Annotated in this window: 22 protein-coding genes and 1 pseudogene; 9 read left to right on the forward strand and 14 right to left on the reverse strand. The window is 70.4% G+C overall.

All coding sequences use genetic code 11. The features are described 5' to 3' along the window. The first annotated feature begins 84 nt into the window (after window positions 1-84). Window positions 85-855 (forward strand): hypothetical protein, encoded by a 771-nt coding sequence (locus ACWEV3_RS18705; RefSeq protein ID WP_452615081.1) that lies wholly within the window; start codon window positions 85-87, stop codon window positions 853-855. Window positions 856-1,197: 342 nt separating this feature from the next. On the opposite strand, the gene ACWEV3_RS18710 is transcribed toward ACWEV3_RS18705, so the two are convergent. Further along, a complete protein-coding gene (locus ACWEV3_RS18710; protein WP_452615082.1) occupies window positions 1,198-1,686 on the reverse strand; it encodes a GNAT family N-acetyltransferase in 489 nt (162 codons plus the stop codon). A 359-nt stretch (window positions 1,687-2,045) separates the two neighbouring features. Continuing rightward, window positions 2,046-3,155: an FAD-dependent oxidoreductase gene (locus ACWEV3_RS18715; RefSeq protein WP_452615083.1), complete on the reverse strand. Its 1,110-nt coding sequence runs from the start codon at window positions 3,153-3,155 to the stop codon at window positions 2,046-2,048. A gap of 64 nt (window positions 3,156-3,219) precedes the next feature. Between ACWEV3_RS18715 and ACWEV3_RS18720 the strand changes: the two genes are divergently transcribed. Further along, entirely contained in the window at window positions 3,220-3,900 is a 681-nt protein-coding gene (locus tag ACWEV3_RS18720) for a TetR/AcrR family transcriptional regulator (protein ID WP_452615084.1), read from the forward strand. Between the two features lie 129 nt (window positions 3,901-4,029). Here the strand turns inward: ACWEV3_RS18720 and map are convergent, their stop codons facing one another. Next, on the reverse strand, window positions 4,030-4,824 hold the full coding sequence (gene map, locus ACWEV3_RS18725; RefSeq protein WP_452615233.1) for a type I methionyl aminopeptidase: 795 nt from the start codon (window positions 4,822-4,824) through the stop codon (window positions 4,030-4,032). Window positions 4,825-4,906: 82 nt separating this feature from the next. Here map and ACWEV3_RS18730 point away from each other — a divergent pair, with 82 nt between their 5' ends. After that, on the forward strand, window positions 4,907-5,173 hold the full coding sequence (locus ACWEV3_RS18730; RefSeq protein ID WP_358577699.1) for a helix-turn-helix transcriptional regulator: 267 nt from the start codon (window positions 4,907-4,909) through the stop codon (window positions 5,171-5,173). A gap of 192 nt (window positions 5,174-5,365) precedes the next feature. Here the strand turns inward: ACWEV3_RS18730 and ACWEV3_RS18735 are convergent, their stop codons facing one another. The 6 genes from ACWEV3_RS18735 to ACWEV3_RS18760 all read right to left on the reverse strand — a co-directional run bounded on the left by ACWEV3_RS18735 (window position 5,366) and on the right by ACWEV3_RS18760 (window position 10,436). Continuing rightward, the gene (locus ACWEV3_RS18735; RefSeq protein WP_452615085.1) at window positions 5,366-6,220 is read right to left on the reverse strand and encodes an alpha/beta fold hydrolase; all 855 of its coding nucleotides are present in this window, start codon (window positions 6,218-6,220) and stop codon (window positions 5,366-5,368) included. 179 nt (window positions 6,221-6,399) lie between these two features. Further along, window positions 6,400-7,557, reverse strand: a complete 1,158-nt coding sequence (locus ACWEV3_RS18740) for an RNA polymerase sigma factor (protein ID WP_452615086.1) — start codon at window positions 7,555-7,557, stop codon at window positions 6,400-6,402. Further along, window positions 7,554-7,961 (reverse strand): YciI family protein, encoded by a 408-nt coding sequence (locus tag ACWEV3_RS18745; protein ID WP_452615087.1) that lies wholly within the window; start codon window positions 7,959-7,961, stop codon window positions 7,554-7,556. Before ACWEV3_RS18745 ends, ACWEV3_RS18740 begins: the two co-directional genes overlap by 4 nt. A 126-nt stretch (window positions 7,962-8,087) precedes the next feature. Then, window positions 8,088-8,546 carry an SRPBCC family protein gene (locus ACWEV3_RS18750; protein ID WP_452615088.1) on the reverse strand — a complete coding sequence of 153 codons (459 nt, stop codon included), beginning with the start codon at window positions 8,544-8,546 and terminating at the stop codon, window positions 8,088-8,090. 150 nt (window positions 8,547-8,696) lie between these two features. Beyond that, complete coding sequence (locus tag ACWEV3_RS18755) at window positions 8,697-9,575, reverse strand: helix-turn-helix domain-containing protein (RefSeq protein WP_452615089.1); 879 nt, start codon at window positions 9,573-9,575, stop codon at window positions 8,697-8,699. A 9-nt stretch (window positions 9,576-9,584) separates the two neighbouring features. Then, complete coding sequence (locus ACWEV3_RS18760; RefSeq protein ID WP_452615090.1) at window positions 9,585-10,436, reverse strand: helix-turn-helix domain-containing protein; 852 nt, start codon at window positions 10,434-10,436, stop codon at window positions 9,585-9,587. A gap of 76 nt (window positions 10,437-10,512) precedes the next feature. On the opposite strand from ACWEV3_RS18760, the gene ACWEV3_RS18765 reads away from it, so the two are divergent. After that, entirely contained in the window at window positions 10,513-10,923 is a 411-nt protein-coding gene (locus ACWEV3_RS18765) for a nuclear transport factor 2 family protein (RefSeq protein WP_452615091.1), read from the forward strand. 99 nt (window positions 10,924-11,022) lie between these two features. Here ACWEV3_RS18765 and ACWEV3_RS18770 read toward each other — a convergent pair whose 3' ends face one another. Beyond that, on the reverse strand, window positions 11,023-11,910 hold the full coding sequence (locus ACWEV3_RS18770) for an NAD(P)-dependent oxidoreductase (RefSeq protein ID WP_452615092.1): 888 nt from the start codon (window positions 11,908-11,910) through the stop codon (window positions 11,023-11,025). A gap of 246 nt (window positions 11,911-12,156) precedes the next feature. On the opposite strand from ACWEV3_RS18770, the gene ACWEV3_RS18775 reads away from it, so the two are divergent. Both ACWEV3_RS18775 and ACWEV3_RS18780 read left to right on the forward strand, forming a co-directional pair. Continuing rightward, on the forward strand, window positions 12,157-12,864 hold the full coding sequence (locus ACWEV3_RS18775; RefSeq protein ID WP_452615093.1) for a TetR/AcrR family transcriptional regulator: 708 nt from the start codon (window positions 12,157-12,159) through the stop codon (window positions 12,862-12,864). A gap of 138 nt (window positions 12,865-13,002) precedes the next feature. Beyond that, a pseudogene (locus tag ACWEV3_RS18780) lies at window positions 13,003-13,623 on the forward strand (SDR family oxidoreductase); the annotation flags it as partial. Between the two features lie 15 nt (window positions 13,624-13,638). Here ACWEV3_RS18780 and ACWEV3_RS18785 read toward each other — a convergent pair. From ACWEV3_RS18785 to ACWEV3_RS18795, 3 genes are all read right to left on the reverse strand, one after another. Beyond that, window positions 13,639-14,289: a maleylpyruvate isomerase family mycothiol-dependent enzyme gene (locus tag ACWEV3_RS18785; protein WP_452615094.1), complete on the reverse strand. Its 651-nt coding sequence runs from the start codon at window positions 14,287-14,289 to the stop codon at window positions 13,639-13,641. Window positions 14,290-14,370: 81 nt separating this feature from the next. After that, the gene (locus tag ACWEV3_RS18790) at window positions 14,371-15,864 is read right to left on the reverse strand and encodes a carboxylesterase/lipase family protein (RefSeq protein ID WP_452615095.1); all 1,494 of its coding nucleotides are present in this window, start codon (window positions 15,862-15,864) and stop codon (window positions 14,371-14,373) included. A 96-nt stretch (window positions 15,865-15,960) separates the two neighbouring features. Continuing rightward, on the reverse strand, window positions 15,961-16,569 hold the full coding sequence (locus ACWEV3_RS18795; RefSeq protein WP_452615096.1) for a TetR/AcrR family transcriptional regulator: 609 nt from the start codon (window positions 16,567-16,569) through the stop codon (window positions 15,961-15,963). A gap of 67 nt (window positions 16,570-16,636) precedes the next feature. Here ACWEV3_RS18795 and ACWEV3_RS18800 point away from each other — a divergent pair, with 67 nt between their 5' ends. After that, window positions 16,637-16,987, forward strand: coding sequence for a GatB/YqeY domain-containing protein (locus tag ACWEV3_RS18800; RefSeq protein WP_452615097.1), 351 nt, complete (start codon window positions 16,637-16,639; stop codon window positions 16,985-16,987). A gap of 160 nt (window positions 16,988-17,147) precedes the next feature. Beyond that, window positions 17,148-17,756, forward strand: a complete 609-nt coding sequence (locus tag ACWEV3_RS18805) for a class I SAM-dependent methyltransferase (RefSeq protein ID WP_452615098.1) — start codon at window positions 17,148-17,150, stop codon at window positions 17,754-17,756. A gap of 179 nt (window positions 17,757-17,935) precedes the next feature. On the opposite strand, the gene ACWEV3_RS18810 is transcribed toward ACWEV3_RS18805, so the two are convergent. Then, the gene (locus tag ACWEV3_RS18810; protein WP_452615099.1) at window positions 17,936-19,066 is read right to left on the reverse strand and encodes a serine hydrolase domain-containing protein; all 1,131 of its coding nucleotides are present in this window, start codon (window positions 19,064-19,066) and stop codon (window positions 17,936-17,938) included. A gap of 408 nt (window positions 19,067-19,474) precedes the next feature. Between ACWEV3_RS18810 and ACWEV3_RS18815 the strand changes: the two genes are divergently transcribed. Beyond that, window positions 19,475-19,657, forward strand: a complete 183-nt coding sequence (locus ACWEV3_RS18815) for a hypothetical protein (RefSeq protein ID WP_452615100.1) — start codon at window positions 19,475-19,477, stop codon at window positions 19,655-19,657. Window positions 19,658-19,738: the final 81 nt, after the last annotated feature.

Here is a 19,738-nt window from a genome sequence, read left to right on the forward strand (position 1 = left end):
CAGAATGATCAAGCAGCTGCGCTGGGCGAATTGCGCGGTTAGCCTCCGCGCATGCTCTCTTCGAGGTGGCGGATCCACCGGTACTTGATCATCGCGGTAGTGGTATTCGTCCTGTCGGGCGGCGGGTACTTCTGGTTCATGCACCAGAAGGTCACCGAGCCCGTCGGCATTGCGACGAACAGGGAGCCGCGGCGGGAGCCGATCCCACGGGATCGCCTTGTGCCCAGCGAAGCGACCCTGATCAAGCTGCGCACCTCAGAAGGGGGTTGCAGTGGGGATCAGGAGTCGGTCAACAGGCTCTGCGACTTCAGACCGGAATGGGGTCTGGACGGTAGCAACGAGCGTGAAATGACCGTCGACTATCTGGATTTCGGCAGGGGGCATCTCGATGCCGACCAGTACCTCGACGTCGAGCTCGAGGATTACCTCGAGGTCGAGCTCGCGACACAGCTCGATGAGTTCGACACCGTCGAGAGGTATCTCGATCGAGAGGCTTACGCCGGCGTCGACCCGGTGTTCCAGGCCGAGCGCTACTTCGGCTGGGTGCGTGGTGAAGACACCCAGGACTTCAACGGACTCGACAAGGACGACCCTGATCAACAACCGGACCCGGACAAGAGCCTGACCGAGCTCGCCGGGCCGTGGGATGAGGCGTACCTGTACGAGTGGGACATGGGCACGCCCTACTACCGCTTTGCCATGGTCGTGTTCCGCAAGGGCACTCAGGTGGTCAAGGTCGAGTACAGCGGTTCGAACAAGACCTACTGGCTCTGGCAGGACGAGGTGCGGATGCCTGCGAACGAGGCCCGCGACGGCGCCAAGGCGGCAGCTCTGGACATTGCCGCGAAGCTCTAGCCTGGGTGTTTCGCGCGGTTGTGCTCGACACCGGGTCTGAATGCGCGAAGGTTCCTATCCGGTGAGGGAAACTTGAACTTGCGACAGATCGAGTAGTCCTCACGGGAAGGCACCCCGCGAGTGAAGCGTAGCGGTAGACGTGTTCGGGTCAAGGTCAGCGCGGACGGTCTCCTCCGGTGTGGGCGTGAACGCTTCGGCCAGCTCTTGCACGGACACCGCGCAGCAGGTAGGCCGCGAGGACGGGTCCCAGGGCACGCAAGATCAACATATCGCGCGGTTTGATGGCCAGTTCTCAGTCGTGATGGCCAGTGTCCGGCCGACTGGCCATCGCCTGAGTCAGCATCAGTCGTCGGCGAGGATGGCGTACAGGTCCGAGTCGCGCCAGCCATCGCGAATGTACGCGGTGCCACGCATCCGGCCCTCGTATCGCATGCCGATCTTGCGCAACACCGCCGCCGAGGCGAGGTTGCGCGGGTCGCACGTGCCGAATATGCGGTGGCGGCCATGCTCGCTGAAGCCCATGCGCAACAGCTCCCGCGCCGCAGCCGTAGCTATGCCTCGCCTCCACAGCCGTGGGTGTACCGCGTACGCGATCTCGCCGGTGCTCGGACCGTGCAGCTTCAGCTCGGCGCTGCCCACAACGTCGCCATCGACGAGCAACCCGAACACCAGGCGGTCTGGGGGTGCCGCCACCGCAGCCCGCACATACGCCTGCGTCTGCTCGTAAGTGTTGGGGCCCCACGCCTGATAGCGGCACGACTCCGGCAAGCGGGCCCAGTCGTGGACAGCCGTGGCGTCGTCGAGCGCGAGCGGCCGGAGTTCGAGCGCCATGGCGGCAGCTTAGATCAGCACACGCGCTTCGGCGCCCGACATCCCGTGTGGCCCGTGTCAGGCCAACTCGACCAAGTAGCCCGGCGAGTCGTTCCGGTGCAGACCAAAACGGCCACAGCGGCGTTCCATTCGCCGTCCACCACACGATCTTCGCGGCACGTCACGTAGGTGGTCTGCACCTGGCGCTCCGGTAGATCCGGACAGGTCTGCTGATACAGCGCGGTTGCATCGGGGCGCAACCGTCCAGCCGCGTCGGCGGGCGTCAGCTGGGAGGCCGTCGTGGTAGAACAGCTCGGTCGCCGAGCACCTACAGATTCACGCTTTGCTACACCTGCGCCCGAAAACCGGTTTCCTGGTCGTCAGCCAGGTTGGAAGAATGCGAGCATCTTCTGGGCGGCGTCCGGCGACATCAGCAATTCCTGCACGTCCGCGGACATCCGGGCGGCAGCGCTGGTGCGTTCGAACATCTCGCGTTCGTATTCCTCGACGGCGGCGGGATAGTCGTCCGGGTGCGCGGCCAGCGCGAGGCCGAGCAGGGCACCGTCGAGCAGCGCCATGTTGGCGCCCTCCCCCACCGGCGGCATCAGGTGCGCGGCATCGCCGAGCAGCGTGACGCCTGGCGTCGCCGGCCAGGTCAGGCCGACCGGGAGAGTGGTGATCGACCGTGGCACGATCGTGTCGTCGCAGGCTGCGATCAGTGCGGTGGACCGCGGGTCCCAGCCGGTGAACTCCTCGATCAGCCGCGCCCGGGCGGCGGCTGGGTCGTCGAACGGGATCCCGCTGGTGGCGAACCAGTCCTCGGCGGTGTTGTAGAAGTTGAGGCCGATGCGTACGCGGCCGTCGCCGTTGCGCTGCGCCGCCAGGGATCGTCCGTTGCCGAGCACCCAGTAGTTGCCGCGTCCCACCATCGCCGCGAGGTCGGGGTAGGTGCGGTCGATGTCGGAAATGCAGAGCTCGACGACGTTGTGGCCGATGTGCTCTGGCCGAGCGTCGGTGAGAAGTGCGCGGACCCGGGAGTTCGCGCCGTCGGCGCCGACCAGCAGGTCGTACGTCGCACTGCTGCCGTCGGCGAAGTGCAGCACGCCGTTGTCGGCGGATTCGAACGCGTGCCCCCAGCGCACCGCGTGTTCGGGAAGCGAGTCCAGCAGCAGGTCGCGAAGATCGGCGCGGTCCACCTCGGGTCGCTCGAGCGGGGCGCCCTCGGGCGTGTCCTCCTGGAGCAGCAGGGTGCCGTCCGGCTCGAGAAGCCGCATGTCCTGGCCTTCGCCACGGGCAATCGCGTAGAACTGGTCGATCAGACCGGCCTCGCGCAGCGCCCGCTGGCCGGAATGGATGTCGAGCATGCCGCCCTGACCGCGCGCGTCGCGCGACGATTCACGTTCGTGCACAACGGCGTCGATGCCGTTTACGTGCAGCACCCGAGCAAGGGCCAAGCCGCCCAAGCCGGCTCCGACGATGGCGATGGTCATGGTTCCTCGATTCACCGTATCAGTCAATACACTGTATCAATCCCAACGCTGTATCGTCGTCGGCATGTTGGTGTGGGAGCGGCCGGAGCCGCCGGATCGACCGGTGCCGGCCCCGCTGAGCCGGGAGCGGATCGTCCAAGCGGCGATCCAACTCGCCGATGCGGACGGCCTGGACGCGGTGTCGCTGCGCAAGGTCGCCGCGGCGCTGGACGTCGGACCGATGCGGCTGTACGGCTACATCGCCACCAAGGAGGAGTTGCTCGACCTGATGGTCGATGCGGTCCACGCCGAGATCCGGCCGACCGGGGACGGCTGGCGAGAGGTGCTGCGTTCCCTTGCCGAAACCACCCGGCGGGCCGCCCACCAGCACGAATGGCTCGCCGACCTGATCGGTGGGCGCCCCCAGCTCGGGCCGAACACGCTGGCCGCCGGAGAGGCCGTGCTGGCCGCGATGGGCGGCGTCGACCTGGACACCGTCGTGCCGGCGGTCGCCGCGGTCAATGCGTACGTGATCGGCGCGGTGCGCCGGGAGATCACCGAGCGGCGCGCCGAGCGAGCCTCCGGGATGGACCAGGAGCAGTGGCAGGCCACCTTCGGGCCTTATCTGCAGCGGACCTTCGCCACCGGCCGATTCCCCGCGCTGGCCGCGGTCGTCCACGACGGCCCCCACCTGGACGCCGACCAGACCTTCCGGACCGGCCTCGACTTCGTCCTCGACGGCATCGAAGCCCGCATCTCAAGCTGACGCGCGGCCGAGGGACCAGGCGAGCGCCGACCGTTGAGACGACGCAACCTCACCGAAACTGGGGAAATGCCGCGGAAGGTGGATCTTGCGAGGTCTCACTGCGTCGCGGACCGACCTCCTCGGCCGGGCTCATGCCGAGGCCGGGGCCGCGTGGTGTGGCCGGTGTTGGGTCAGCACCAGGGGGCCGTTTTCGGTGATCGCGATCGTGTGCTCGGAGTGGGCGGTGCGTGAGCCGTCGGCCGAGCGGATCGTCCAGCCGTCGGGGTCGAAGACGATCCGGTCGGTGGTGCGGGCGAACCAGGGTTCGAGTGCCAGGGTCATGCCCGCTCGGAGCTTGAGGCCGCGGCCGGCGCGGCCCGTGTTGGGGACGTGGGGATCCTCGTGCATCGTCCGGCCGAGCCCGTGGCCGCCGAATTCCGTGTTGATCGGGTAGCCGTAACCGGTGGCGACCGCCTCGATCGCCGCTGAGACATCGCCCAGCCGGTTGCCCGGCCTCGCGGCCTCGATGCCGACGGCGAGCGCTTCTTCGGTCGCGCGGAGGAGTCGCAGGTCATCGTCGGCCGGCGTGCCCACGATGATGGTGCGGGCGGCGTCCGCGACCCAGCCGTCGATCCCGACCGCGAGGTCCATGGTGAGGACGTCCCCGTCGCGCAGTGCGTAGTCGTGGGGCAGTCCGTGGAGCACGGCGTCGTTGACCGACAGGCAGGTGACGTTGCGGAACGGGCCATTGCCGAAGGACGGGGCGTAGTCCCAATAGCAGGATTGCGCGCCGCGTTGCCGGATCCGGTTGCGGACGTGGTGTTCCAGGTCGAGGAGGTTGACGCCCACGTCGGCGAGTTCGCTGAGCTCGGACAGGATCTGGGCGACGAACTGCCCGGTGGTGTGCATCCGTTCGATCTCTGCGGGCGACTTCAACTCGATCACGGGTACCCTCACGTCCTACGTCGGTATAATAATACCAACGTAGCACCTTGCGGTATTAAAATACCAACCGTACCCTGGTGCCGTGGTCCGCAATCCGCTCACGCTCGAACAGATCGAGGCCGGCAGGCGTCTCGGGAGGCTGCTGCGTGAAGCGCGAGCAGACCGCGATCTCGGTGACGTGGCGCAGGCGGCCGGCATGTCGCCGGAGACGTTGCGCAAGATCGAGACCGGTCGGCTCCCGACCCCCGCGTTCGGCACGATCGTCTGCCTGAGCGAGGCGCTCGACCTGCCGATACAAGACCTGGCCGCCGTATGGCGCAATGGCCTGCGGCTTGAGGCGGCGTCGTAACGACCGCCTCCGCGAGGAGGCCCGATGCGGCTGACCGACTTAGGCGAGAAGGTCGCCGCTGAGACTGATCACGGGCCGACGAAGGAACCCCGGGTCGTACGAGATCGGCATGGCATGGGAGCCGACGTCCGATTCTCGGTCGCGATGTCCGCTGTCCGTCCAAATTGGACGCCTGCGAGGGAGTTCTCGGTCCTACAGCGCGAGCATCGCCGCGGCGACCTCATCGGCGGCCGCGTCGGGGATCGCGGTCGCTGCCTGTTCGAGCACGAGCAGCCGCGCGCCAGGGATCTCGCGCGCGAGCGCCTCGCCGTTGCCGACCGGGAAGAACATGTTGCGGCGACCGTGCACCACGAGCGTCGGCATCGTGAGCTCGGGCAGGCGCTCGCGCCAGCGCGGCTTGCAGTCGAGCCTGGAGAACACCATGCCCATCTGGTTGGCCAGCTGGACCGCGGGCTCCGTGCCCGGCGTGCGGTCGAAGATCCGCTCGGCGGTCGCGCGTGCCGCGGCGGGGTCGTTGCCGAGGATCTCCGCGCCGGCGGCGGCGAACTCCGCCACGGCAGCGCGGTCGGACCAGTCGGGCATCGGGAGCGCGAAGCACCTGCCCATCGTCGCCGCGTCGTGGTCGGGCAGGTCGTCGTCGACCGGGCCCGGTGCGACGGGCCGCGTCCCGGCGAGGGTGAGGGCCGAGAACGCGTCCGGGTGGTCGAGCGCGGCGACCTGGGCGACCATCCCGCCGACGCCGATGCCCGCCAGGTGCGCCGGGCGGTCGTCGAGTCCGCGGGCGAGCGCGGCGGCGTCGGCGGCGAGGTCGCGCAGCGTGTACGCCGGCGCCTCGGGGTCGACGGTCGTCGACGCGCCGGAGTCGCGCAGGTCGTAGCGCACGACGTGACGTCCGCCGCGCGCGAGCGCCTCGCAGAGCGCGTCGGGCCAGGAGAGCATGGTGGTGCCGCCCGCGAGCAGCACGAGGGGCGCCGCCGCATCGCCGAAGTGCTCGACCCCGAGCGTGACGCCGTCGGGCGTGCGGAACGAGGGGACCGTCGAAGACATCGTCAACCTCCAGAATGGCTGTGTGACCGCGGCACACGCTACGCGCGAAACGTCGCCCGCCGCCTCGGAACCGGCACCGAACACCGCGGAAACAACAGGGGCCGCCCGATCCGGGAAGGCCGCCGACAGCAGCCGAACGACTCGCCGGGAACGGGGAGAAGACGATCCCCTGGTGGCCTTCACCGAGGTGGTGACTTCCGCTCGGCGTGGCGCACGCGTGCTGCTTCGCGGGTGAGGTGATCGCGTTCCGCCAGGCTGGTGGCGGCGCGGGCGGCTTCGGCGTACAGGTCGGCTGCGGGGCCGAGATCTCCTGCTCGCTCGCGGAGGTATGCCGCCACCGCGGTGTAGCGGGGCAGGGTGGGGTCGATTTCGGCGAGTTCGGCGAGGCCTGCCTGCGGTCCGTCGGCTTCGCCGACCGCCACGGCGCGGTTGAGCCGCACGATCGGGCTGCCGGTGAGGAGCAGCAGTTCGTCGTACCACTCCGCGATCTGCACCCAGTCCGTCTCGGACGTGGTGGGGGCGTCGGCGTGCAGGGCCGCGATCGCGGCCTGGGCCTGGTACTCGCCGAGCCGGTCGCGGGCCAGTGCGGTCTGCAGGATCGCCACTCCTTCCGCGATCAGCTCGGTGTCCCAGCATGACCGGTCCTGCTCCGCCAGCGGCACCAAGCGACCGCCTGGCCCCGTGCGGGAAGCCCGGCGCGCGTGGTGCAGCAGCATGAGCGCGAGCAACCCGGCCGCTTCGGGCTCGTCGGAGAGGGCGGCGAGTTGGCAGGCGAGCCGGATCGCCTCGGCCGCCAGGTCGACATCCCCGCTGTACCCCTCGTTGAACACCAGGTAGAGCACGCGCAACACGGTCGCCAGGTCGCCGGGCTGGTCGAGCCGGACCTCGGCGATGCGCCGCTTGGCCCGGCTGATCCGCTGGGCCATCGTCGCTTCCGGGACCAGGTATGCCGCCGCGATCTGCCTGGTCGTCAGGCCGCCGACCGCGCGCAGGGTCAGCGCGACCGCCGAACTCGGCGGCAGGGTGGGATGCGCGCACAGGAAGTACAGGCGCAGCGTGTCGTCCGCGGCAGGCACCGGGCCGCCGGGTGGTTCGGCCTCCACCGCGAGCTCTCGTTCGCGCCGGGCCTTCTCGGCTCGGGCGGCGTCGAGGAATTTGCGCCACGCGACCGAGATCAGCCACGCTTTCAGGTCGCGCGGCTGATCCCCCGGGCCGGCTTCGAGCGCCCGGATCAGGGCCTCCTGCACGGCGTCCTCGGCCGCGGCGAAGTCTGCTCCGCGACGGACGAGGACGCCGATCACCGCGGGCACGAGCTCCCGCAGCCGTGGCTCGTTCATTCGGTTACCGCGGGCGGCTCGGTGAGGAACGGCCGCAATTCGAGCCATTCGTGAAGAGGTTCGCCACCGGGCCCGGGCGCCGCGGACAGCTCGCCGGCCAGTTCGACCGCGCGATCCCAGGACTCCACGTCGATGATCATCCAGCCCGCGACGAGATCCTTGGTCTCGGCGAACGGGCCGTCGGTCACCGGAGGCCGTCCCGCGCCGTCGGATCGCACGAAGGTGCCCTCGGGGGCCAATGCCTGGGAGTCCACGAACTCGCCGGTCTCCTCCAGGCGGGCGGCGAAGTCGTTCATGTACTGGATGTGCGCGTCGACTTCCTGCGGGGTCCACTGATCCATCGGCGGGTAGTCCACAGCCGGTGCCGGGCCGCCGCGGTAGTGCTTGAGCAGCAGGTACTTCATGGTCAGCTCCCTCTCGGTGGTACGGCCTGTTGGGCCGATCGTGCCCCAGGGACGGAGCCGACGTGCTGTTCTCGACAGCCGCGCCGGAAAATCCGCACATCTTTTTTGATGTGTGCCGGAGCGTGCCTAGCCGGCCGGGTCTTGGCGCGCCTGCTCCGCCGCGTGGGAGGCGAGGCCGTCGGCCATCTGCTGCATGACCCGCTGCATGACGCGCTTCATCAACCAGCCCATTCCCCATCGGGCGGCATAGGTGCCGTGCCAGTGGATGGCCGTGCCGCCGCCGGGCGCGGGCGTGAGGTCGATGACCGCCCGGTAGTCGTGGATGGCCGAGTTGAAGGCGTCCTCGTACGTCAGCTGCTTCTCCTCGTCGAGCCCGGTCAGCCGTTCCCCGGTGACCGTCCGCCCGGTGCGGAACGCGCGGACCGCGCCGACGGGATCGCGGCCGTCGGGGTCGAGGCCGCTGGAACGTTCGGTGACCAGGCTGTCGACGGTCGACCAGGTGGGCCAGGTGCGTGCGTCGACGAGCAGGCGCCAGACGACGGCCGGAGGCGCTGTCGAGGTCGCGGTCGCGTCGTAGCGGAGCATGGTCGGAATCCTTTCGTTCGCCGCCGCACCACCGTTCTCATCGCGAGAACCGCGTCCGGGCGAGTGCGCGGCGACGCCGGAGCTGCTTGGCACGGCCGAAATTAGACGACGCGGACGGCCGGGGACATGCGCTGGATTGCCGACCTTCGATCAGATCTTGCGGTACGCCGACGGCCGGACGCCGACATGGCTCAGGAAGGCCGTCGACAGCGCTCCGGGACTGGCGAAACCGCAACGCCCGGCGATCTGCGCGACGGTGAGGGCGTCGTCGGAAAGCAGCCGCTGCGCCCGCTCGATCCGCAGCCGGGTGAGGAACCGGTGGGGCGTTTCGCCGGTCGCAGCCCGGAAGACGCGGATGAAGTGGTACGCGCTGAGGTGCACTTCGGCGGCGATGTCGGCCAGCGTCAGCGGCTCTGCCAGCCGGTCCCGCATGACGGCGATGCCCGCGCGGACGGCGGCGTGTTCGGGCCCCGGCAGGCGTTCGTGCCGGCCCTGGGTCAGCAGGTGCGTCGCGAGGAACGCCCCGGCGGATTCCGCGTAGAGATCGTTCGCGCCACCGGCGGCGGGCAGTGCGCGGATGATCTGCTCGACGACCGGATCGCCCGCGCCCGCCGCGACCGAAAGCGCTTCGAAGTCCGGTCCCGGACCGCCCAATTGCGCCGCGGCTCGTTCGACGGTCGCCGATGGGATGTGCACCTGGATCGTGCGCATCGCGGACGCCGCCCGGTAGTCGCGCACGCTCGTCCGGCCGGGAACCATGAGCTCCAGATCGCCGGGAACCCAGCGGCGGCGGACCGGTTTTCCGCCGGCGCGCGTCCGCGTGGCCACGTCCCCGGCCACGAAGAGCACGAGGTGCAGGTCGGACACCCCGGGCATCGGGACGTGGTCGGCCTCGGGCGCGTGGTCGAAGCACTGCACGAGCAGCGACCGCCAGCCCGCGTCGCCCCAGCTGCAGTAGGTGCGCCGCACCAGCTCCGACGTGTCGAACTCCGCGTACGGCGCCAGATCGAAGTCAGGCGAGTCGAACACCGCACAAGGCTAGTCGATCGACGTGTCGCGCCCGTGCCACGCGATGTCGTCCACCGCCAGCCACGTCTCGCCGGCCACGGTCGTCGGGGTCGCCCCGGTGAACGCCAGGACGTCCCGATGCAGGTGGGACTGGTCGACGTAGCCGGACTCCGCCGCGATCCGGGCCGCGTTCCCGCCCGCCGCCAGGCGGTGCGCGGCGTGGTCGAAGCGGACCAGCTTCGCGGCGCGCTTGGGCGGGAGGCCGATCTGCGCCCGGAACCGGGACCACAGGCGCTTGCGGCTCCACCCGATCTCGGCCGCCAGCCCGTCGACCCGGACCCGGCCGCGGCTGCCGGCGATCTGCTGCCAGGCCCAGGCCACCTCGGGATCCACGGGCCGCCCCGCCTCGCGGCGACGGGCGAGCAGGGCGTCGGCCAAGGCGAAGCGGTCCTGCCACGACCGGGTTTCGCCGAGCTGCTCCCGGATCCGCGCCGCGTCGCGGCCCCACAGGTCGTCGAGGGTCACCACCAGGTGGTCCAGCTCCGCCGGGGAGACGCCCAGCACCTCGTGCGCGACCACCGGGGACAGGCGCACCTGCACGCACTCGACCTTCTCGCCCCGCACGCGAACAGCGCCGTGCATGAACCCGGTGACGAGATTTCCCCGCCGCTGCCGACCGGTTTCGGCGTCCACGACGAGCGGGCCGTCACCGAATTCCAGCGCCAGCGTGACGGCCGGGTGCGGGACCACCCGCACGTCGACCGGGCCCGCGCCGCGGTCGCGGAACCCGGCCATGCCGACGCCGGCCATCCGGCTGGGCCTCGGCGGCCTCGCGACGCACCACCTGGCCACCGCCTCGCGCTCGTTCCCGGCGGGTCGCATCACCCCATGCTATGGGCGGATCGACGGGAACATTCGTCCAAGACATCGGCCTGCGCCGAGGGAAACAGTGGATTCCATGAGCATCGTCCAGAACGCCTTCCAAGCGCTCGCCGGCAAGGATCCCGACAAGATCTCCGCAGTTCTCACCGAGGACGCCGAATGGCTGTCGCCACCCGGGAACGCCACGGCCGTCGCGCTCGGGGCTCCCGACCACATGGTGGGCAGGGAGGCGATCGTGCGCTTCTTCGCCGAGGACTTCCCCCGTTTGTACGCGCGTGACGTCGACGTCGTCTTTCACGGGCAGCACGTCGACGGCGAGCGGGTGGTCGTGGAGGCGACCATGACGGCGACCCTCGCCAACGGCAACCACTACAGCAACGACTACTGCTTCGTCTTCGAACTCCGGGACGGGCTGATCCACCGGGCCCGCGAGTACGCGGACACGGCGCGCGGGCACCGCATGATCTTCGGGGCAGAACCGCAGTGATCAGCGGCGCCGCAGCCGGTTCCGGCGAGTCCGAGTCCGATGTGGACGGTTGCGATGCGCGGCGAACGCGGGGTGCGGGAGCCCGCACCCCGCGGCACGTCACCGGCGCTTCGCGAGCAGCTCGAACAGGCTGGAGAAGCCCTGATCGCCGTGGCCTTCGGCGATCCGGCGGTCCATCAGGTCCTTGACCTCCCGCATCCGCACGGCCTCCACGCCGACGGATTCCCGGTGGTCGATCATGTCGTCCATCAGCGCGGCCTGGACGTTGAGCGGGCCGAGGTCCGGCGCGTACTCGCCGCTGCCGACCGCCTTGGCCATCGAGGTCAGCAGCGGCGGGTAGGCGGCCATCGAGCCGGCGATGCGCTCGGTGAACTCCACGACGTCTACGCCCTCGGCCTGGACCAGCTTGAGCGCGTGCAGGAAGCCGATGAGCAGTTCGTAGGCCACCGCGACCTGGGCCATGAACTCCACGGCTGCAAAGCCGGCGTCCTCGCCGTGGTACGCGACGCTGCCCAGCTCCCGCAGCACCGACTCGTGGGCTTCGAAAGCGCTGCGGGAGCCGCTGAACGGGAACATGACGTTCGGCGTGCCCACGTACGGCGGATCTCCCATGATCTTGCCGTCGATGTACTCGGCGCCGCGCTCGGTCGCCCAGCGCTCGTTCTCCCGTGCCTGGGCGGGAGAACCGCTCGTGACGTTCACCAGCACCTTGCCCGCGACCGCGGTTTCGATGGCGCCCAGCACCTCGTCGACCGCCGTGCTGTCGAGCAGGCAGATCACGACCAGCGGGCTCGCCGCCACCGCCTCCGCGGCCGTCGCGGCCGCCGTGGCGCCGGCGGCGACCAGTGGCTCGCTCTTGCTCGCGGTCCGATTCCAGACCGTCGTGCGGTATCCGCGGTCGACGAACGTCCTGGCGATCGCCGACCCCATGTCGCCGAGGCCGAGCACGGTGACCTGGCCGGGGTCGTCGGTTGTCGTTGTCGTCATGGGGTTCCTTCCCAACCAATCGCTCCCGGTCTGTCGCCGAGGCGAACATCGAGAGCTTGTAACTTCAAGTTATGTCGAGGTCAATGCCCTGCGACAAATCCGGTCGAGAATTCGTGACGATCCTTCTGACCTGGCGCGATGGGGTCGTCAGCTGGTATTTCGGGCCACCGGGGTGAGTGTCCGGAGTGGTTGACAATGTCAAGGTGACAATGTCACTGTGATCTCGTGCAAGATGGATGCGACCCGATGTCGGACCTGTGCGAACCGGTGCCGGGCAGGCGGGTGCGGGCCAATCCGGGCGAGGGCGGGCGGCTGCGCGAGGAGATCCTCCTCGTGGCCGAGCGGATGCTGGTCGAGGCGGGCACCGAGGAGGCGCTCACGCTGCGCGCCGTGGCCGAGCGCGCCGGCGTCACCACGCCGTCGGTGTACCGGCACTTCGCGAGCAAAGACCGGCTGGTCGAGGCAGTGTGCCTGCGGGCGTGGGACGGGCTGGGCAGCCGGATCCGCGAAGCCTGCGCGCGGCTGACGGACCCGTTCATCGCGCTGGGCCAATGCGGACGCGCCTACGTCCGGTTCGCCCTCGATCATCCGGTGCAGTACCGCGTTCTGATGCTGCACCGGCCCGGTGGCCCGGAGCTCTCGCCCGCGGCGGAGGAGTGCTTCGCGCACATGGTGGATGCGGTCACCGCGTGCGTGGACGGCGGAGTGCTGCGCGGGGATCCTCGCACGCTGGCGCTGAGCCTGTGGTCCGCGATGCACGGGTGCGTGTCGCTGCTGATCAACCAGCCTTCGCTGCCGTGGCCCGAGGATCTCGACGAGTTCGTCAACGACGTGGTGCGGATCGCCGGTTTCGGGGCGGCCGTGAGCACCCGGCTGGCGCGGACCGCGGTGCCCCGGAGCGCGGACGTGGCCGCCGGCGCCGACGCGATGGTCATGCGGGCGAGCCATGAGTAGCCCTGTGTCAACCTCAGCTCTCCTCGGCCGAGCCTCAGGGGACCGTGACGCGAGCCAGCCACGGGAAACCACGCAACGGGCGAGTGAGCTGAACGCAACCACCACTGTGGATCGCGGAGAGGCGGGCGAGTCAAGCGCGCTCAGCGGGTCGTCGACGAGATCGCCCGCGCGGGCGGCGCGGCCTCGGCCGTTCGCGCGGACCTCACCGACCGGGCCGATGTCGCGGCCATGACCGGCGAGATCCGCGACCTGTGCGGCCGCCTGGACCTGCTGGTCCTCAACGCCTCCGGCGGGATGGAGCGCGACGTCCCGCCCGATTACGCGCTCCGGCTGAACCGCGACGCCCAAGTGTCACTTGTGGACGCTGTGCTGCCGTTGCTGCCGCCGTCGGCGCGGATCGTCTTCGTCACCAGCCACCAGGCGCACTTCCACGGCAGGCGGCCCACCTACGACGAGTACGAACCGGTGGCCGCGAGCAAGCGGGCCGGCGAGGACGCGCTGCGCGACCGGATCCCCGACCTGGCGGCCCGCGGGATCGGCCTGGTGGTCGTCTCGGGGGACATGATCGAGGGCACGATCACCCCGACGCTCCTGGAGTGCGCCCGCCCCGGCATCATCGACGCCCGCCGCGCGGAGGCCGGTTCCCTGCCGACGATCTCCGAGTTCGCCGCCGAAATCGTGTCCGCGGCAACCGCCCCGCTGGAGACCGGGCACACCGCCTACGTCGGCGGCGAGGACTACCTGGCCGACCGGGGCTGAACCTCGGCCGGTGGTTCATGCGCGGTGGAGCAGGGTCGCGGCGCCATCGCCGTCGAGTTCGTCGAAGTAGGCCGTGCGGCCGGTCATGGCCATGGTCAGCGCCAGGGTGGTGCCGGACACCAGCGGCCCGGAGCCGGTGGCGAAGGGGCCGTCGGTCGCGGCGAGCCGGAGACCGGCGATCCGCTTCTTGACTGGAACTACGAGGTCGGAGCCCTGGTAGTACTCGGCCAGGCGCGTCAGGGTGTCGATCGGGTAATCGCGGTGGATGCCCAGCGGTCGCCGGATGTCCTCGGCGTGCACGATCGTTTCGCCGAGCATCGCCACGACCGGCAGCGGCGGCTTGGTGGTGCTGGTGGTGACCCGGCGGAACCTCGTGAGCGTTTCCGCCGGGTTGGCGCCCAGCTGCTCCGCCAGCCGCATGGCCACCTGCTTGTCGAAGTCGAACCGGCAGCGGATCACGCCCGCGAACCACCGAGCGGGGGTGAGGCTCGCGCCCGCGGTGAGGTGCGCAAGCACCTCGCGCACCGTGAATTCGGTGCACAGCGACGGCGTCGCCCATTGCTCGTCGGTCAGGTCGGCTAGGTCGGCGGCCAGGGCCGCCCGCTCGGCGTGCACCAACGGCCAGATTCCGGGCGCGCGTCGGGGCGTCGGTTCTGCTCTCGTCACGGCTGGATCTCCTGTGCTTCAGGTCGGTCGCGAGTAGGACCGCGGAGGGCGGGCCGAATCGTCGCTCGTGCGCGAACTTTTTCAGGGCATCCGCGACCAGAAGTCGAGGGCGTGCCCGGCCGCGTAGTCCGTGCCGCCGATCCGTTCCGGCGCCAGGGACTGGACGTGGCCGGTGGCGGCGTCGGGCCAGGCCGGCAGGTCGGCGCAGGCGGGGTCGCCGTTGGCCGCGAAGGAGCTCCAGTAGCGGTTCATCCGGTCGGCGAGCTCGCGCTGCGCCGCCGTCAGCGGCGGCGCGCCGGGGATGTCGAACTGGTACGCCAGCTCGCTGGAGTGCTGCGCGCCGGTCGGGGCTCCGGGGAGCGGCACGAGCGGCGGGGCGTCCCGGTCGGCGAACTCGTAGAACCAGGTGTCGGTGTGCGCGGCGAGAGCACGGCCCAGTTCCCAGGCCGGTCGCGCCCACGCCCGGTCGGTGCAGATCTGCGCCCAGGCGAGGTTGGGCGTGGGGAAGCCGTCGAGCGCGTAGCGCGCGGCGACATCCTCCGCCGCGTCGCCGAAGGCCTCCGCGAGCAGGTGCGGGTAGCTCTCGGCGGTGACCGGGTTTCCGGCGAGCCCGACGAAGAACCGGGCCTCGTCGAGCGTGGTGCCCAGCAGCACCGGCATCCGGTGGAAGCGCCCGGCGAGCAGCGCTTCCGCAGGTGATTCGGGCAGCGTGGTGCCGCCGAAGGCCGGCCGGATGAAGTTGCCCGACACCTGCAGCAACTCCTCCGCCGGAACCCGCCGGAGCTGCGCGAGCGCCGATCCGGCATCGCTGCCGGGCGTGATCCAGCCGTGCTCGGCGGCGGTGGCGGCACCGAGCCGGTCCAGCTCGGCCAGTGGTGTCCACATTGGAGGGAGCGCCGGAACGCCGGGCATGAAGGTGTGCGCCGGTGTCGGGCCCAGCACGCCGAACGCGCTCTGCAGGATCGCGCGGTGGAACAGCCCGGCAGAGGCGGGCGACATCAGGTGCGCCGCGACCGCGAGGGCCCCGTTGGATTCCCCGATCAGCGTCACGTTCGCCGGGTCGCCGCCGAATCCTGCGATCTCCCGCTGCACCCAGCGGAGCGCGGCCTGCTGGTCCTGCAGGCCGAAGGTGCCGCCGTCGGCGAGGCCCGGATGCCCGAAGCAGCCGAACACGCCGAGCCGGAAGTTCGGCGCCACGACGACGACGTCGCCGGAGATGGCTAGCCGCCGCGGGTCGTAGATGGCGGCGGTGCCGTTCGTCCCACCGCCGCCGTGCAGCCACACCAGCACCGGGCGTCCGGTGCCTGCGGTCGAGGGCGCGGTGACTTCGAGCGTCAGGCAGTCCTCGTCGACGGAGGTCACGTCCGCGAACGACTGCGCCAGCTGCGGCGCGGGATTCCCGGGGACGGTCGCGTCGCGGATTCCGGACCACGGCTCGACCGGCGCGGGCGGGCGCCACCGCCGCTCGCCGACCGGTGGGGCGGCGTACGGGATGCCTTGGAACGAGAGGTGTTCGTCGAGCCTGCGGCCGCGGATGGCACCGCTGCTCAACTGCGCGGTCACGTGTTCGGTCATCGTGCGTGCCCCTCGCTGAGCAATAACAATACGAGCATATTGCTACGATAGCCGCACGGCCGCGGAGTCGTCGTGAGTTTTTCTGCGATGAGGAGATCAGCGATGCCCGGTGAACACCGTGGCGATGACCGGGCGCAACGCGTCGCGCGCCGAGAAGGCGTCCGCGCCCGAGAGCGCGACCTGATCGGCCAGGCCCTGCACGGTCGCGAGGATCGTGCGGGCGGCGAGCACGGCGTCGACACCGGGCTCGACCTCGCCGCGCTCCACGCCGTCCTGGATCACCTTCGTGACGTAGTCGAGGATGGCGCCGCCCGCCTGCCGGGCGACCTCCGCGAGACCGGCGTGATGCAGCGCCTGCGCCTGCAGGCCCTGCCGAACGCGGTATTCGACGTCCCGTTCCTCGTCGAGCGGCAGCAGTTCGACGAGGCTGTCGAGCAGCACCTCGGCGATCGGGAGGCGGGCAGCCTCGCCATCGCGGACGCGAACCCGCACCCGCTCGCCCAAGCGGCGCGTGGCGTCCTCGTAGGCGAAGTGCAGCAGCGCGTCCTTGCCCGCGAAGTAGTGCTGGATGAGCCCGACCGAGATCCCGGCCTCGGTCGCCACCCGCGAGAACGAGACGCCCGCGAAGCCCTCCGCGGCGAGCAGGCGCTGGAAGGCCCGCGCGATCTGGGCGCGACGCTGATCATGATCGGCAACCCGCGGCACCCGAATATCGTACAGCCGTACTGCTATCGAGGGCAGGCCGGCGGCACCCGGATTGGAGTCCCGGCACATGCGCACCAGCCTGCGTGACGACCTGAAAACGGCCCTCAAGGCCCGGAACAACATCGCCGTCGCGGCGCTCCGCTCGGCCTTGGCGGCGATCGACAACGCCGAAGCCGTGCCCGTGGACCGCTCGCTGAGCGGCGGGAACGAACACGTCGCGGGTGCGGCGCTGGGCGTTGGCGCGGCGGAGGCGCAACGCCGCCGGCTCACCGAGGCAGACTTGCGATCGATCGTGGCGAACGAGGTGCGGGAGCGATCGGCGGCGGCGGAGGAGTACGAGCAGGCCGGGCGCGACGACCTCGCCGAACGGCTCCGCGCGGAGGCCGCGGTGCTGAGCCGCCACCTGGGAACTCCCTGACGCGTTTGCTGTTCCCGCAAACGGCGTTGCCGGATTTCGGATCGCGGGGTCATGTTGGTGTCGGAGGTGGTCGAGATGACCGAACGACAAGCCGCGCGGGATCCCTTCTCGAACGAACTGGAAGCGCGCATCTGCGAACTCGTCATGGGAGACCGGCGTCATGGCATCTGAGGTGACCGGGCAGGAGTTCTGGGACGAGCGCTACGGCAGCCAGGACCAGTTGTTCAGCGGCGAGCCGAACGGGGCGCTCGTCGCGGAAGCGGCGGACCTGCCGCCCGGGCAAGCGCTCGACGTGGGATGCGGCGAAGGCGCGGACGCGCTCTGGCTGGCCCGGCGCGGGTGGCAGGTCACCGCAGTGGACGTCTCGCGGGTCGCGCTGGAGCGCGCCGCCCGAGTCGCGGCGGGTGGTCCAGAAGTCGCCTGGACGCGCGCCGACCTGAACGCCGTCGCGCCGCCGGCCGGGGCGTTCGACCTGGTGTCGGTGCACTACTTCCCGCTCGTGAAGCAGTCCGGGCACGCGGCCCTGCGCGGCTTGCTGGCCTCGGTCTCCCCGGGCGGCACGCTCCTGTTCGTCGGCCACGACATGACGGACATGCCGCCGGAAGCCGCGCACGGCTACGAGCCGGGCGAGTTCTACCAGCCCCACGAGATCGCCGAACTCCTCGACGGCGATTGGACCGTGATGGTCGACGAATCCCGCCCGCGGAACCCCCCGTCGCCCGGCGGCCACACCCACGACACCGTCCTCCGGGCCCAACGTCTGCGGTGACGCGGCGTCTGTCCTATTAGGACTGTGTTTCAGGAGGGCTCTACCCGGCTCGTCCCGAAGCTGTCCGGTGCCTGACAACGGTGGCGGTTTCGCGCGAAACCGCCATCCCGCCCCACGCGGATCGCCGGTTTCGCGCGAAACCGGCGATCCCCGCGTTCGAGCCGCTCTGAAACCGGCCCCTACGAGCAGAGAGCGGCGTCGATGGCGGCGAACATGTCGCGGTGGATCTCGGGCGTGGCCGGGTTCAGGTTGGCCACGGCGGTGGCGCCGCGGCCGTCGGTGGTCGCGGCGGACAGGGTGGTGAAGCCGATGATGTCGCCGCCGTGGCCCCAGAATTCGCCGCCGCAGGACAGCGGCACGCTCGCCAGCCCGAGCCCGTAGTGCGCGTTCTTACCCCCGAGATCGGCCGGGACGGTGCGCTGCATCTCGGCGAGCTGCTCGGCAGGCAGCAGGCGGCCTTCGAGCAGGGCCGCGAAGAAGTGGTTCAGGTCCCGCTCGGTCGACACCAGGGCACCCGCGGCCCCGCCGATCGACGGGTCGAACTCGGTGAAGTCGATCAGCCCTGCGGGTGCGGGTGCGTAACCCCTGGGGTGTGGCGCCGGGAGGATCTCGTCGCCGCGCTTCGGCAGGTACGTGTCGTGCAGGCCGAGCGGCCCGGTGATCCGCGCGGCGATCTCGGTGTGGATGCTGTGCCCGGTGACCCGTTCGACCAGCATCCCGGCCAGGACGTAGTTGGTGTTGGAGTAGGACCACTTCGCGCCCGGCGGGAACGGCGGCTGGTGCTGCATCGCGATGCCGACCAGTTCGGCCGGGTCGGCGCCGCGGTGGCGCAGCTGTTCGGGGTCGACGTCGAGGAAATCCTGGAGGTAGTCGTAAAGCCCGCTGGTGTGCTGCAGCAGCTGGCGCACGGTGATCGCGTTGCCGTCGTTGCCGTTCCCGGCGATCACGCCCGGCAGGTACCGCTCGACCGGTGCGTCCAGTTCGACCTGGCCGTCGGCGACCAGCTGCAGCACGACGGTCGCGACGAACGACTTGGTGGTGCTGCCCGCGCGGAACCGCCCGTCCTCCGGGAACGGCAGGCCGGTGCTCACGTCGCCGACGCCGCTGCGCACCGACCAGCTCGGCCCGGTGCGGTCGTGCGCGGTGACCTGCGCTCCGGGCACGCCGTCCTGCGCGGTGAGCACGTCCAGCGCGCGCTGGACGTCCTGGTGCCCGGTCGCGGCGAGCGCGGGCGCGGCCGTCGTGGCGGTGAGCAGGAGGGCAAGGGTCGCCGCCGCGGTTATTCGCCTGCCAGGCTTGGAATTGCGCATGTCGACTCCGATCGTTGGCCTGCCGACACGCTAGGGATCGGCGCCGCACCGGGGTATCGGGCAGATCCCGGAATTCGGCTCAGGGAATTCACCAACGCCGCAGCTGATCGGGGCAGCACCGGAGGGACTTGTGTCATGATTTCGGCATGACGATTCACCGAAAGGGCGATGCCGCGTAGGTCGCCGGGCGCGTTGCGCGCCGAACGAACGCACATTCCCGGACTCCGGCCGGCGGGCCGGATTCGCGGCGCCGGACGTGGGCCCTGGTCGGAGCTCGACCGGGTCGAGGCTCGCAGGTTGTTCTGGCTCATCCTGGTTTCCCGCCCGCTCGACCGGTATCGGAGATTCGTGCGGCGGCCAGGCCGTTGGCTCTACATCCCGTCGTACGACTCACCCGGAAGTCCGGTCATGGCACGTGACGCGCTGGAACGCGTGCTGCCGAGGATGTCTCCCCGGGCCCGAGCCGAGCTCCGCCGGGTGTTGGCTCCGCTGGACGAGGAGTTCCGGCGGCGCACCATCCGGCATCCGCGGGCGCCTGCGCTGGGCGAATGGCATGCCGGGGCGTGGTGGCGACAGCGGATGGAGGAATGACCGGATCAATTAGTCCTAAGTGGACTGATTGATCCGGTGGACGTCGAGCAGGCTGAGCGGGGCAGGCGGCGGCAGGGGCCC

The organism is Saccharopolyspora sp. NPDC003752 (genome assembly GCF_053605825.1).

What these genes read in the sequence shown, in the direction of transcription:
- ACWEV3_RS18720 (WP_452615084.1), top strand. Translation starts at nt 3,220, where the DNA reads ATGTTGGTGTGGGAGCGGCCGGAGCCGCCGGATCGACCGGTGCCGGCC.
- ACWEV3_RS18715 (WP_452615083.1), bottom strand. Translation starts at nt 3,155, where the DNA reads ATGACCATCGCCATCGTCGGAGCCGGCTTGGGCGGCTTGGCCCTTGCT.
- ACWEV3_RS18735 (WP_452615085.1), bottom strand. Translation starts at nt 6,220, where the DNA reads ATGTCTTCGACGGTCCCCTCGTTCCGCACGCCCGACGGCGTCACGCTC.
- ACWEV3_RS18745 (WP_452615087.1), bottom strand. Translation starts at nt 7,961, where the DNA reads ATGAAGTACCTGCTGCTCAAGCACTACCGCGGCGGCCCGGCACCGGCT.
- ACWEV3_RS18760 (WP_452615090.1), bottom strand. Translation starts at nt 10,436, where the DNA reads ATGCGACCCGCCGGGAACGAGCGCGAGGCGGTGGCCAGGTGGTGCGTC.
- ACWEV3_RS18750 (WP_452615088.1), bottom strand. Translation starts at nt 8,546, where the DNA reads ATGCTCCGCTACGACGCGACCGCGACCTCGACAGCGCCTCCGGCCGTC.
- ACWEV3_RS18805 (WP_452615098.1), top strand. Translation starts at nt 17,148, where the DNA reads ATGGCATCTGAGGTGACCGGGCAGGAGTTCTGGGACGAGCGCTACGGC.
- ACWEV3_RS18815 (WP_452615100.1), top strand. Translation starts at nt 19,475, where the DNA reads ATGGCACGTGACGCGCTGGAACGCGTGCTGCCGAGGATGTCTCCCCGG.
- ACWEV3_RS18800 (WP_452615097.1), top strand. Translation starts at nt 16,637, where the DNA reads ATGCGCACCAGCCTGCGTGACGACCTGAAAACGGCCCTCAAGGCCCGG.
- ACWEV3_RS18770 (WP_452615092.1), bottom strand. Translation starts at nt 11,910, where the DNA reads ATGACGACAACGACAACCGACGACCCCGGCCAGGTCACCGTGCTCGGC.
- ACWEV3_RS18765 (WP_452615091.1), top strand. Translation starts at nt 10,513, where the DNA reads ATGAGCATCGTCCAGAACGCCTTCCAAGCGCTCGCCGGCAAGGATCCC.
- ACWEV3_RS18790 (WP_452615095.1), bottom strand. Translation starts at nt 15,864, where the DNA reads ATGACCGAACACGTGACCGCGCAGTTGAGCAGCGGTGCCATCCGCGGC.
- ACWEV3_RS18810 (WP_452615099.1), bottom strand. Translation starts at nt 19,066, where the DNA reads ATGCGCAATTCCAAGCCTGGCAGGCGAATAACCGCGGCGGCGACCCTT.
- ACWEV3_RS18740 (WP_452615086.1), bottom strand. Translation starts at nt 7,557, where the DNA reads ATGAACGAGCCACGGCTGCGGGAGCTCGTGCCCGCGGTGATCGGCGTC.
- ACWEV3_RS18775 (WP_452615093.1), top strand. Translation starts at nt 12,157, where the DNA reads ATGTCGGACCTGTGCGAACCGGTGCCGGGCAGGCGGGTGCGGGCCAAT.
- ACWEV3_RS18710 (WP_452615082.1), bottom strand. Translation starts at nt 1,686, where the DNA reads ATGGCGCTCGAACTCCGGCCGCTCGCGCTCGACGACGCCACGGCTGTC.